This is a genomic window from Solihabitans fulvus, from assembly GCF_008386585.1.
Taxonomy (GTDB): Bacteria; Actinomycetota; Actinomycetes; order Mycobacteriales; family Pseudonocardiaceae; genus Solihabitans; species Solihabitans fulvus.
The window spans coordinates 43,756-55,909 of sequence record NZ_VUOB01000042.1 but is presented as its reverse complement, the minus strand read 5'-3'; the positions used below and the strand labels follow the sequence as shown (position 1 = coordinate 55,909).

Sequence of the window (12,154 nt, the reverse complement as noted above, 5' to 3'; positions counted from 1 at the left end):
GCTGTGCCGAACGGAGAACCGATCATGACCATCATCAGGACGCTGGCCCACAACGGCGTCGTCGTCAGGGCCGTGCTGCTCGCCGTGGCCGCAGCCGCCCTGCTCGCTGTCCACCGGCCGACCATGGTGCCCTTCGCCGTCGCGATCTACGCGATAGCCAACGCGACCGCCCTCACGATGGCGGCGGCGAAGACGGCGGCCAAGACGGCGGCCAAGGCCGCGCCGGCACGCGCGTCGGTCGCCGAGAGCCGGATCCCGTCCGCCCTGCCGTGCTGATCGCTGTCCGCTCGGCCGCAGACAACCGGCCGCGGACAATCCTGCCCCAGACAATCCACCGCAGACGCCGGCCGGGGACAACCAATCGCCCCCGGCCGGCGTCTAAACGGTTGAAGGGCCAAGGCGGCCGAGCGGAACAAAGTCGGGGAGCGACCAGGTGCGAGCGAAGAAGACGATCTGCGCGGTGACGGTAGGCACTGCCGCCCTGCTCACGGCGTGCTCCTCGGGCGGCGACCAGGGCGTCCACCTGGCGGCGGCCTCGGGCACCGGGGCGACCGCAAGCAGCGCGACCTCGGCAAGCAGCTCGACCGCCCCGCCGACCACCACCACGACGACCCCGCCGCCCATCAGCACCACGACCACCCCGCCGCCACCGCCGCCGACCCATGTGCCGGCCACCACCCCCAGCACGCCGAAGCCGGCCGCGAAGGCCGCCCCGGTCAAGCCTGCCCCGACCGGCCTGGTCCCCGGAACTCCCTGCGCCGCAACGGATTCGGCCTGCGCGAGCCTGTCGACCAACCAGGCCTGGCTGATCAGGGACGGCGTCGTGGTGAGCGGTCCGGTGCAGATCAAGCCCGGCGGACCCGGTGCCGACCGGGCGACCCCGACCGGCACGTTCCACGTGCTGTCCAAGCAGAAGGACTTCTGGAGCACCGAGTTCAACGCGCCGATGCCCAACTCGGTGTTCTTCTACCCTGGCGACGCCTTCCACACCGGCAGCCTTGAGCGGTACTCCGCCGGCTGCGTCCACCTCGCGGCGGCGGACTCCCAGCGGTTCTACGACTTCCTGAAGATCGGCGACGTCGTGCAGATCCTGCCGTGATCGCGGTCGGGCCGTAGCCGCGCGGTCACCGACCGTTGTTGCACCCCCCTATCGGGAACTTCTCAGGTTCGAATTGCGACTATTAGGACATGAGGAGAGAGCTGTCGATCGTGCGGCGCGTCCGGTCCCGCGCCATCGGCTGGATGGGGCGCAGGTACCTGGCGAGGGTGCGGCGCAACGGAATCGACCTGTCGCGCATGCGGTCGCTGCCCGAGTCCGCGCTGATGCCGCTGCGGCGCGACGGCCTCGACCCGGTGCCCGCGCTCGCCGACGCCAGGGTCTCGGCCCCGATCAGCCGGCTCGACCTGCCCTTCGGCGCGAACGCGTGGCTGGTCACCGGGCACGACGAGGCGAAGGCCGTGCTCGGCAGGGCGACGGGGTTTAGCAGCGACTTCACCCACCTGGTCGGCAACGCCGGGGTGACCGACGGCGACAACCCCGGCGGCCTCGGCTTCGCCGACCCGCCCGTGCACACCAGGCTGCGCCGCCTGCTCACCCCCGAGTTCACCATGCGGCGGCTGGCCAGGCTCACGCCGAGGATCGACGAGATCGTCACCGAGCAGCTCGACGCGATGGCGCGCGCCGACGGGCCAGTGGACCTGTGGGAGGCGTTCGCGCTGCCGATTCCCTCCCTCACCATCTGCGAACTGCTCGGCGTGCCCTACGAGGAACGCGACCGGTTCCAGCGGTTGAGCACGGCCCGCTTCGACCTGGTGTCGGGCGCGCTGAATTCGCTCGGCGCGATCACGGAGTCGCTGTCCTACCTGCTGGACATCGTGCGGGCGCAGCGCGAGGCTCCTGGCGACGGGCTGCTTGGCATGCTGATCAGGGAGCACGGCGACGAGATCTCCGACCGGGAGCTCGCCGGACTCGCCGACGGCGTGCTCACCGGCGGCCTGGAGACCACCGCGAGCATGCTGGCGCTCGGCACGCTCCTGCTGCTGCGCGATCCCGACGCGTTCGCGCAGATCCGCGACGACGACGCCGCGGTCAACCGGTTCGTCGAGGAGTCGTTGCGGTACCTGACGGTCGTGCAGCTGGCCTTCCCCAGGTTCGCCACGCAGGACCTGGACATCGCCGGGGTGCGGATCGAGCAGGGCGACATCGTGCTGGTGTCGCTGAGCGGCGCGAACCGCGACCCGGCGCTCGGCACGGCCATGGAGGGCTTCGACCCGGCGCGGCCGCCGTCCCCGCACCTGGCGTTCGGGCACGGCATCCATCGCTGCATCGGCGCGGAGCTGGCCAGGATGGAGCTGCGCGCGGCCTATCCCGCGCTGGTCCGCCGCTTCCCGGAGCTGCGGCTCGCCGTGCCGCCGGGGGACCTGTCCTTCCGCGAGGTCTCGATCGTCTACGGCGTGGAATCCCTGCCGGTACTGGTGAAGTAGGGACCGGCCCCTGGTCGGCGGCGCGCAGGTCACGGCGTGCCGAACACCTGTGTCCACAGTGGACTGCGGCCGGAGCCGTTCGACACCATCGCGACGCCGAGGTCGGTGAACGCGCAGTTGAGGATGTTGTCCCGGTGCGCCGGGCTGTTCATCCAGGACGCCATCACGTCCTTGGCCGTCGGCTGCCCGTAGGCGATGTTCTCGCCCCACATACTCCACGAGTACCCGGCGCGCGCCATCCGCGCGTCGGCGTGCTCGCCGTCGGGGTTGACGTGGTCGAAGAAGTCGCGGCGGGCCATGTCCTGGGAGTGCGCCAGCGCGGCAGCGTGCAGCCGCGCGTCGGCCCGCAACGGCTGGCAGCCCGCCTTGGCCCGCTCGGCGTTCACCATGGTGAGCACCTGGCCCTCCTCCGCGGTGTCCTCGCTCGTCGAGGGCTTCGCGGCGGCGGCCGAGGTGGCGGAGGTGGCCGGCGTCGTCGTGGTGGCGCTGGGGGGCCGGGTCGTCGGGGCGGGCGAGGAACTGGTGGTCGGCGGCGGCGTTGACGTGGTCACGACCGGCGCGGACGCGCTGGTCACCGGGACCGGCACGCTGGTCGAGGCCGCAGCGGCGGGCGGCTCGGCGGCGGCGTTGCCCGGGGGCTCCGGCCACAGCGCGTAGGTCGCGAATCCGGTGGCCAGCACCAGCGCGACAGCGGCGACCGGCACGAGCCGCGCCCTCGGCCGGCCGGGCGGGTCGGTCCGCAGGGCCAACGGCGTGGTTGCCGGCCCACCGCCGTCGCCGCCAAGCCCGTCGGTCAGCCCGTCCGCGAGCGCGTACGCGGCGACCAGCAGGGCCGAGCGACCGACCAGGCCGCCGAGCCGCCGGCACCGCGCGCAGCGGCGGATGTGGTGGTCGACCGAGGACCGCTGCCGGGCCGACAGCACCCGGCGCGCCCCGCCGACCAGCGCGTCGAGCTGCTGGCACCGGCCGCGCTGCCGCGCGACCAGCAGCGTCCGCACTGCGTTGCCCAGCGCGCTGCGGGTGCGGTGCACCAGCACCGAGGCGTGCGCCCTGCCGACGCCGAGCACCCCGCCGATCTCCGCGCTGGACAGGCCGGCGCGCACGGACAGCTCCAGCACCGCACGCTGCCGAGGTTCCAGGCCCTGCGCCGCCGCCCAGACCAGCCCGGCCGCCTCCCGCTGCTCCGCGACCGCGGCCGGGCTGGCCGCCGGGTCCGCGCGCTCCGGCAGCTCGGCCACGGGCAGCGGTCCCGGCCTGCGGCCCTCGTCCAGCACCCGGTGGTAGGCGATCCCGTACAGCCACGACCGCACCGCGGCGGGGTCGCGCAGCCTGTCCAGGTCGCGCCAGGCGATCAGGAAGCAGTCCTGCACGATGTCCTCGGCGAGGTGCCGGTCGCCGACCTGGCGGGCCACGAAACCCGTGAGCGGCGCGGCGTACCGGGTGTACAGGCGCTCGAACGCGGCCCGATCTCCCGCTGTGGCGGCGGCCACCAGCGACGCGTCTGTCTGCAATCCAACCTCCCGGGATGAGCGGTACGACTCTAGGTCGCCGCACCTGACCAGGGATTACGGCCAGACGGAGAAGTTTCTCCCGCGCTCGGCTGTGACGCCGGTCTCAGGCGGTCACATTCGTCGGACCCGGTCCGTCAGTGGAGTGTTCGACCAACAAAAACCCTGAAGGAGAACGACCATGAAGGCTCGGATGGACAACCCGGCGCAGGTCATTCCCGACGCGATGACGGCGATCCTCTCCCTGACCAAGGCCATCGGGAAGGCCGGTGTGCCGGCGTCGACGATGGAGCTGGTGCACCTGCGCGCGAGCCTGATCAACGGTTGCAGCGTCTGCGTCGACGGCGGCGCCCACAACGCCCGCAAGGCCGGCGTGACCGACGACCAGCTGTTCACGGTCGCCGCCTGGCGCGAGGCGCCCTACTTCTCCGACGCCGAGCGCGCCGCGCTGGCCCTGGCCGAGGCCGCCACCCGGCTCGCCGACCGGTCCGACCCGGTGCCGGACGAGATCTGGGACGCCGCCGCCGAGCACTACGACGAGCAGCAGCTCGCGGCGCTCGTCCTGATGATCGGCGTGACCAACCTGTTCAACCGCATCAACGCCACCACCAAGCAGATCGCCGGCGCGCGCTGGTAGTCAGGCCGGTGCCGGGCGGCGCGAGTGCCAGGCCGCCCGGTGGCGAAGTCGTGCCCATCCAACAGGTTCCGCCGCGAGCGGTCGGCTGACGCGCCACATGTGCGCGCCGCATAGGTCCACAATGGAGTGTCAGACCGCGGAGCGCAGGCCGTGTCGGTCGGCCCACGCGGCGATGGACCTGCCGATCACCTCGGGCTGATCCTCCGGCGTGTGGTGGCCGGCCACGCCGTGCCGCTCGATCTCGATGGCGGCGATGGTGTCCGCGCACCAGTCGATCATCTCGGGTGTCATCATCGCGCCAGGCCCCGGCTCGAACGCGAGCAGCAGCTTGGGCACGTCGTCGCTGGCCGCCAACCACCGGTCGTAGGCGACGATCCTGGCCACCACCTCGGCCGGCTCGCCGTCCAGTGGCATCGCGCGCGGCCACTGGAGCAGCGGCAGCCGGCTTTCCCTGGTGGGGTAGGGCTCCAGGTACGCGTCGAGGTCCGCCTTGGCCATCGGACTGGCGACGGTGCCGGGCAGCCCCTCGGTGAGGAACACGTTGTCGTCCAGGATCATGGTCTCGCCGACCCCTGGCGTCCTGATCGCGCGGAAGATCGGGTGCGCGCCCTCGGGAAACTCCTGCCAGGACATGGGTTTCACGATCGTCTCGGTGAACGCGACGCCCCGCACCCGGTCGGGATGCCGTGCCGCCCAGTCGAAGCCGAGCGCGCCGCCCCAGTCGTGCCCGACCAGCACCACGTCGTCGAGGTCGAGCGCGTCGAACCACGCGTCCAGGTAGCGGGAGTGGTCGTCGAAGGTGTAACCGATGTCCGGCTTGCCGGACTCGCCCATGCCGATCAGGTCGGGGGCGAGGAGCCGGCCGGGCGTGCCGACGGCGGGCAGGACGTGCCGCCACAGGTAGGACGAGGTGGGATTGCCGTGCAGGAACACCATCGGGGTTCCCGCGCCGGTCTCGCGGTAGTGGATCGTCGAGTCGAGCACGTGCTGGATTGGCATTGCCGGCCTGTCTGTGTTGGTGAACTGGTGAAAACGGGTCAGGCGTTGAGGTTCATCGCGCGGTCGACCGCGATCTCCACCACCACCCGACCCGGCGGGTTGGGCGGCGGGGACTGATAGCGCCTGGCGTAGCGGCGCGCGCCGTCGGCGACGCGGGCCGGATCGTCGGACACCGTCGCGGTGCCTTCGAGGGTGATCCAACGGAAGCCGGCCACCTGGCAGAGCGCGGCGCGGCTGCCGGGGGCGGCCAGCAGGTTCCGTGCCTTGCGCGACGACGCGACGGTCAGCACGCGGGCCAGCCCGGCCGCGCCGTCCCAGGTGAACCGGACGGCGACCACGTGCGGGGAGCCGTCGGGGCGGAAGGTGGTGAGAGTCGCGAGGTGCGGCTCGGTCAGGAAGGTCTCGACCGAGGCCGACAGCGGCAGTGGCAACGACAGGGACATCGTGGGTCCTTCGACTCGCGGTGACTCAGTGAAAGGCGGCGACTCAGCGGAAGGCGGCGACGTTGCGCGCGGCCCACTCGGCGAACGTGTGCGGCGCGCGGCCGAGGATCCGCTCGACGTCGGGGCTCACCGTCTGTTCGGCGGCGGACGGCTCGCCGAGGATCGCGAGGGTGCCCTCGACGACCGGCTCCGGCATGAAGGTGAGCAGCTGCGCCCTGGCCTCCGCCCTGCTCTGCTCGACGAACCGCACCTGCTCGCCGATCGCGTCGCCGATCGCCGCGGCCCGCTCGCGCGGGGTGGTCAGCTCGGGGCCGGTGAGTTCGTAGGTGTGGCCGATGTGCGTGTCGTCCAGCAGTGCGGCGGCAGCCACCTCGGCGATGTCGGTCGGGTCGATGTTCGGCAGCCCGACGTCCCCGAACGGCGCGGCGGCCGTGCGGTGCTCGTGGATCGGCGCGGCCCAGGCGAAGGCGTTGGTGTCGAAGCCGCTCGGCCGCAGGATCGTCCAGTCGAGGCCGGACTCCGTGACGGCGCGTTCGAACGCGTGGGGGTGCGGGTAGGACTCGGGCCGCGTGCCGGCGCCCTGGGAGGACAACAGCACGACCCGGCGCACCCCGCCGGCCTTGGCCGCGTCGAGGATGCCGTGCGGGCTGTCGCCGGCGACGAGGAGGAACAGCGCGTCGGCGCCGTCCAGCACGGGCCGCAGGCTTTCCGGGTCGGCCAGGTCGGCCTGCCGGTGCCGCACGCCCTTGGGCAACCCGGTGTCGGCCGGGCCGCGGGACACGGCCGTGACCTGCGCACCCGCCTCGGCGAGTGCGTGCACGAGGGTCCGTCCGACGTTGCCGGTCGCGCCAGTGACGACGATCATGATCTGCTCCTTGGTGAGGCGTTCGGTGTGATCGCAAAGCTAGGAGCGCGGGCTTACTTTCGGGAAGGACGTACCTTGAAGTAAGCTCACGACGTGGGAGACGGAAAGCAGCTCGCAACGTGGTCGCCCGACGACATGAGTGACGTGTTTCACGCCGACTGTCCGGCGCGACAGGTGCTCGACCACATCACCAGCCGGTGGGGCATCTGGGTGTTGATCGCCCTACAGGAGAAGGAACTCAGGTTCTACGAGCTGCGCGAGCGGATCGAGGGCGTCAGCGAGAAGATGCTCTCGCAGACCCTGCGCACGCTCGTCCGGGACGGCCTGATCTGGCGTGCCGTCGAGCCGTCGACCCCGCCGAAGGTGACCTACGGGCTGACGCCGCTGGGACGGGGCACCGGCGAACGGCTGGCCGGGATGTTCGGCTGGATCCGGGACCACGCGTTCGACATCCTCGCCGTGCAGGCCGACTACGACCAGGCCAGCGTCGGCTGACCGCGCCGGCGACCCGTATTTTGGCAATATTGCAGCACCTTCGACCAAACGGGTGCTAGTTCGGCAGGCCCTTGCCGGATTCCTCGGCGGTCGTTTCACTGGTGTGCGCCGGACTTCCGTTGCGGGCACCGGACATTGGTGACCGATGCCTCGACCCAACGCCGGCACAGCACGGCCGGTCACCGCGGTTCGCCCAAACGCCGATCGCGGGGGACCACTGTCCACAGTCCTCCGTCGATTCGGAACGGACACTTGGATCCGGGTTCCGGGCGTCGCCGCGCGACTGACGGCCGGTCGTCACGCGACCGAACCCGGGAGCCGCCATGCCCGTCCCCGCTCGCCCAGACGACCGCGCCGCCGACAGCACCGACAGCACCGCCGAGCGGCCCACCCGGGACGCCGCCGCCCGGCCGGTCGCGCCTTCGGGCGCGCGCGACCTCGGCCACGCGGTCGTCATCGGCGCCGGGGTCGCGGGACTGCTCGCCGCGCGGGTGCTGGCCGACAGATTCGGCCGCGTCACGCTCGTCGAGCGCGATCTCACCAACGGCGACGACGGCAACGGCGACGACGGCAACGGCGACGACGGCAACGGCGACGGAACCAACGGCGACGGGACCCACCGCGAAAGGGCTCAGCGCGGCGGTATCCCGCAGGCCCTGCATCCGCACGGCATGCTCGCCAGGGGAAGGGAGATCATCGAGGAGCTGGTGCCCGGCCTGTGGGCGGAACTCCTCGACGCTGGCGCGCCGGTGTTCGACTTCGGCGAGGGCGTGCGCATGCTGTTCCCCTCCGGCCTGCCCGACAGGCTCACCTCGGGAGTGCCCAACCAGACGTTCACGCGCCACCTGCTGGACGCGCGGCTCAACGCGCGCGTGCGGGCCCTGCCTGGCGTGACCGTCCTGGACGGCCGGCACGCGACGGGGCTGGTGCACGATCCCGGCGCGAACCGCGTCACCGGGCTGACCCTCCGGTCGCGCCGGAACGGCGTGGCGCGGCAGGACGACGTCACCCTGCACGCGGACCTCGTGGTGGACGCCAGCGGACGGTCCTCGCACCTGGCCGACTGGCTCGTGCGGCTCGGCCTGCCCCGCCCGGCCGAGACCACCGTCGACGCCAGGCTCGGCTACGCCACGCGCGTCTACCGGGTCCCCGAGGATCCGCCGTTCGACTGGTTCGCGATGGTCGAGTCCGTTGCCGCGCCTGGGCTTCCACACGGCTGCTTCGCGCTGCGGACCGAGGGCGACCAGCTCGTCTTCACGTTGCAGGGCGCAGGCGGCGCGTACCCGCCAGGGGACGAGGCCGGATTCCTGGCGTTCGCGGACACGCTGCGCAGCGGGTTCGCCGACGCCCTTCGGCAACTGACCAGCATTTCCCCGATCCACTGCTTCCGGCACACGGTGAACCGCCGCGTCGCCTACCACCGGGTGCCGCGCTGGCCGGACGGGCTGATCGTGGTCGGCGACGCGGTCTGCACCTTCAACCCGATCTACGGCCAGGGCATGACCGTCGCGTGCCTCGAGGCTGTCCTGCTCCGCGACATGCTCGCCGCGTGGGGCCGGACGGACCTGACCGGGCTGGCCGGCCGGTATCTGCGTCGCCAGGCCAAGGTCACCTTCCGGCCGTGGCTGCTCGCCACCGCCGTGGACCGGGGTTGGCAGGAGGGCGCGAAACCGGCCAGGCTCACCGCGTTCACGCAGTGGTTCATGGACAGCTGGTTCGGCTCGCTGCCCGGCGATCCGGTGATGTACCAGCATTTCATCAAGGTCATGAACATGCTGACCGGCCCGGAGACGTTGCTGCGCCCACGGATGCTGTCGCGGATCCTCGCGACGGCCGTCCGAAACCGGTCGCGCCGCACGCCGACCTACGCGCGTGCCGCCCTGCACACGATCGTCCCGCCGAGCCAACGCGCCGCGCCTGACGGAGACCCGACCCGGTACGCCGACCCAACCCGGCACGCCGACCCGACGGCCTGACCGGGACCCACCCGACCGGCCTCAGCTCCACTCGAAGCCGATCTGCGCCGTCCCTGCGCCAAGATCCGCGAAATACGCGCTGGCCACCAGCCCGAGGCAGCACTGCAAGTCCTCCCGCCCCATCGGCTCCCGTGCCTGCGCCGCGAGGAACTGCCGCGTGCACCTGGCCGGCACGGCGCGCCGATGGAACTCCAGCTGCGCAAGGTAGCTGCCGACCGGCCGCGCGAACGACCGCGTCACGCCGGTGGACGGCCCGCCCGCGCCGCCGGCAACGCAGAACCGGAAGACGTGCGTCTCGCCGACCACCAGGCGCCGGTCGAACAGCAGCTCGGCCGCGAGCATCCCGTCGGCCGGCAGGTGCCGCACCCGACCGACCCGGCAGCCCTCGCCGGTGCGGACCGCCACGTCCTCGATGCGGCACCCGTCATCGCCGACGAACACCGCGAAGTACCGGTCCGGCCCGGACCGCAGCGCCGACACCACCATGCGCGTGGTCTGGCGGCGCTGCTCCCGGTCCCGCCCGAACTCGACGAAGTCGTGCACCGCCACCACCTGCAACTCCTGGTTCGGCCGGTGCGTCGGGTCGAGGTCGAACTTGGGCATCAGCTCGGCGTGCCGCTCCCACTTCGGGTACACCCCGGCGAACTCCTGCCGAGGCGACGGCCCGGCCTCGACGAGCGCCACCAACGAGTTCGGCGGCAGGCGCAGCACGGTCTCCAGCGCGCGCACGGTGTCCCCGGCGGCCTCCGGCCTGCGCAGCCCGCGCTGCCAATAGCTCAGCGTCGACTGGCCGAGGTCCGTCCCCAGCCCCCGCAGGTGCGCCCGCACCCTGGCCAGCGACAGGCCCCGGTGCCGGATCGCCAGCCGCAGCGCGAGGTCGAATGGCCCCAGCCGCAACGCCTCGGCCAGCTCGGGCGGCAACGACGTCCTCGCCATGCGCTCACCGCCAGGTGGTCCGTTGCCTGATGTGCACGGTGTGAACGTTCACGGTAGCTATGGGTCTTTCCAGCGGAAACCGGCAGAAAGTAGGTATTCCGCGTTCCGCTCCGGCCCCCGGATCGTTCCTCGGGTCGACTCGGCGGCATTGCTGACGGGCGGGTCGCCCCACCACGGTTGACCGGACAGATCGGGCGAGGTGGCGGTGAGGAGGTGGCTCGGCCTCAACAGGTGTGATCAGACGAGCGCGTCCCTGCCTGCTCGTTCCCCTGTCTCTGATTTCCCCTGCCGGCGGCCAATGGCCGCTGATTGTGAGTGACGATGCGCAAGGTACTCCTGGCCGCGTTCGCAGCATTCGCGGCCGTCCTGGCCCTGTCCCTACCGGCGTCCGCGAACGCGGCCCAGTCAACCAACGATGACCAGCCGAGCAGCAGCGCCCAGCCCAACATCATCGGCGGCGGCAACGCCACCGAGACCTACTCGTTCATGGTGTCGCTGAGCAACGGCTGCGGCGGCAGTCTCGTCGCCCCCCAGTGGATCGTGACGGCCAACCACTGCGGCAGCGCGGCGCAGGGCCGAATCGGCTCCACCAACAAGAACTCCGGTGGCGTGGTCGGCCGGATCGACCGCCGGATCACCAAGCCCGGCACCGACCTGACGCTGATGCACCTGTCCGCGGCCGTCGGCAACGCGCCCGTGGCGCTCGCGCAGACCAACCCGGCCGCCGGCACCGCGACGCGGCTGCTCGGCTGGGGCTGCACCAGCTGGCCGAACTGCCGGATTCCGGCCATCCTGCAACAGATCGACCTGCGCGTGCTGCCGAGCAGCTCCTGCTTCGCGGGCGGCGGCGGCGCGCAGGACCTCTGCGTCTCCGGCGACCGCACCCACTCCGCCTGCCACGGCGACTCCGGCGGCCCCGCCCTGGTCGGCACGACCGGCCGGTGGACGCTGGTCGGCGAGACGCACGGCCCCGGCGACAACAACGGCGAGTGCGCCACCACCACCCTGTACACCGGCATCGCGCAGCACGCGGCCTGGATCCACCAGCAGATCGGGCGGTGACGCATGATCACCAACGGAACCCTCCGACGAACGGCCCGCTCGCTGGCCGTCGCGTTCACGCTGCTGCTGTCGTTCGCGCTGGTGCAGCAGGCCGGCGCCGGCACCGCGGTGGCCGCCCCGGCGGCACCCTCCGTCCGCACGGTCTACTACGACGCCAGCGGCGCGCAGGAGTTCAAGTCCGCCGTCGCGGCCGGGGTCGCGGCCTGGAACGCGGCGGTGCACAACGTGCAGCTCAAGCCCGCCAGCGGCGGCCAGGCCACAGTCAAGGTCTACGCCGACGACGGCTGGCCGCGCACCTATCCCGGCGGTTTCGGTCGGGGCACGGTCTACATGGGCCGGCAGGCCGTCAACGACGGCTTCTACCCGCCGAGGATCGCCGCGCACGAGTTCGGCCACATCCTCGGGCTGCCGGACAACCGCAACGGCCGCTGCGACTACCTGATGTCCGGGCACAGCTCGCCGACCTCCTGTAAGACGACCGCGCCGCACGCCACCGAGGCGGCCCAGGTCGAGCGCAACGCTGGCGGCGCCCTGTCGGCGTTCACCCGTGACGCCGAGTACAGCGACTGCTTCACGTTCTGATCGTCCCGCTGACCGGTCCTTCTGCTGACCGGGTCAACGCACCACCCCGACGGGCCGAGGAGGCTGTTCTCCTCGGCCCGTCGGCGTGCGCGCAGCCGCACGACCGGGCCGGCAAACCAGGGAACGGGCCGCCGCACGAGCCCACTCGGGCATCGAGGACGGCGCTC

The 12,154-nt window shown here is 72.1% G+C and carries 13 protein-coding genes; 8 read left to right on the top strand and 5 right to left on the bottom strand.

All coding sequences use genetic code 11. The annotated features are described in order from the left end of the window. Nucleotides 1-24 precede the first annotated feature (24 nt). The 3 genes from F0L68_RS24115 (at nt 25) to F0L68_RS24105 (ending at nt 2,484) form a co-directional block, all read left to right on the top strand. Nucleotides 25-276: a hypothetical protein gene (locus tag F0L68_RS24115; RefSeq protein WP_149852042.1), complete on the top strand. Its 252-nt coding sequence runs from the start codon at nt 25-27 to the stop codon at nt 274-276. Between the two features lie 157 nt (nt 277-433). Next, nucleotides 434-1,099, top strand: coding sequence for a L,D-transpeptidase (locus F0L68_RS24110; RefSeq protein ID WP_188316784.1), 666 nt, complete (start codon nt 434-436; stop codon nt 1,097-1,099). An 89-nt stretch (nt 1,100-1,188) separates the two neighbouring features. After that, nucleotides 1,189-2,484 carry a cytochrome P450 gene (locus F0L68_RS24105; protein WP_438672312.1) on the top strand — a complete coding sequence of 432 codons (1,296 nt, stop codon included), beginning with the start codon at nt 1,189-1,191 and terminating at the stop codon, nt 2,482-2,484. A 29-nt stretch (nt 2,485-2,513) separates the two neighbouring features. Here the strand turns inward: F0L68_RS24105 and F0L68_RS24100 are convergent, their stop codons facing one another. After that, nucleotides 2,514-3,995: a sigma-70 family RNA polymerase sigma factor gene (locus tag F0L68_RS24100; protein WP_149852041.1), complete on the bottom strand. Its 1,482-nt coding sequence runs from the start codon at nt 3,993-3,995 to the stop codon at nt 2,514-2,516. Nucleotides 3,996-4,173: 178 nt separating this feature from the next. Here F0L68_RS24100 and F0L68_RS24095 point away from each other — a divergent pair, with 178 nt between their 5' ends. Beyond that, a complete protein-coding gene (locus tag F0L68_RS24095; protein ID WP_149852039.1) occupies nt 4,174-4,629 on the top strand; it encodes a carboxymuconolactone decarboxylase family protein in 456 nt (151 codons plus the stop codon). A 129-nt stretch (nt 4,630-4,758) separates the two neighbouring features. On the opposite strand, the gene F0L68_RS24090 is transcribed toward F0L68_RS24095, so the two are convergent. The 3 genes from F0L68_RS24090 to F0L68_RS24080 are packed head-to-tail and all read right to left on the bottom strand — an operon-like array spanning nt 4,759 to nt 6,936. Next, nucleotides 4,759-5,670 (bottom strand): haloalkane dehalogenase, encoded by a 912-nt coding sequence (locus F0L68_RS24090; RefSeq protein ID WP_276313899.1) that lies wholly within the window; start codon nt 5,668-5,670, stop codon nt 4,759-4,761. Continuing rightward, a complete protein-coding gene (locus F0L68_RS24085) occupies nt 5,667-6,071 on the bottom strand; it encodes a pyridoxamine 5'-phosphate oxidase family protein (RefSeq protein ID WP_149852036.1) in 405 nt (134 codons plus the stop codon). The genes F0L68_RS24090 and F0L68_RS24085 overlap by 4 nt, the downstream gene beginning before the upstream one ends. 43 nt (nt 6,072-6,114) lie before the next feature. Then, nucleotides 6,115-6,936, bottom strand: a complete 822-nt coding sequence (locus F0L68_RS24080) for an NAD(P)H-binding protein (RefSeq protein ID WP_149852035.1) — start codon at nt 6,934-6,936, stop codon at nt 6,115-6,117. Nucleotides 6,937-7,071: 135 nt separating this feature from the next. On the opposite strand from F0L68_RS24080, the gene F0L68_RS24075 reads away from it, so the two are divergent. Then, a complete protein-coding gene (locus tag F0L68_RS24075; RefSeq protein WP_149852033.1) occupies nt 7,072-7,431 on the top strand; it encodes a winged helix-turn-helix transcriptional regulator in 360 nt (119 codons plus the stop codon). 323 nt (nt 7,432-7,754) lie between these two features. Next, on the top strand, nt 7,755-9,407 hold the full coding sequence (locus F0L68_RS24070; protein ID WP_149852032.1) for an NAD(P)/FAD-dependent oxidoreductase: 1,653 nt from the start codon (nt 7,755-7,757) through the stop codon (nt 9,405-9,407). 21 nt (nt 9,408-9,428) lie between these two features. On the opposite strand, the gene F0L68_RS24065 is transcribed toward F0L68_RS24070, so the two are convergent. Continuing rightward, nucleotides 9,429-10,343 (bottom strand): hypothetical protein, encoded by a 915-nt coding sequence (locus F0L68_RS24065; protein WP_149852031.1) that lies wholly within the window; start codon nt 10,341-10,343, stop codon nt 9,429-9,431. A 321-nt stretch (nt 10,344-10,664) separates the two neighbouring features. On the opposite strand from F0L68_RS24065, the gene F0L68_RS24060 reads away from it, so the two are divergent. Beyond that, nucleotides 10,665-11,405 (top strand): S1 family peptidase, encoded by a 741-nt coding sequence (locus F0L68_RS24060; RefSeq protein WP_149852029.1) that lies wholly within the window; start codon nt 10,665-10,667, stop codon nt 11,403-11,405. Nucleotides 11,406-11,408: 3 nt separating this feature from the next. Beyond that, on the top strand, nt 11,409-11,987 hold the full coding sequence (locus tag F0L68_RS24055) for a snapalysin family zinc-dependent metalloprotease (RefSeq protein WP_149852028.1): 579 nt from the start codon (nt 11,409-11,411) through the stop codon (nt 11,985-11,987). The last annotated feature ends 167 nt before the right edge of the window (nt 11,988-12,154 follow it).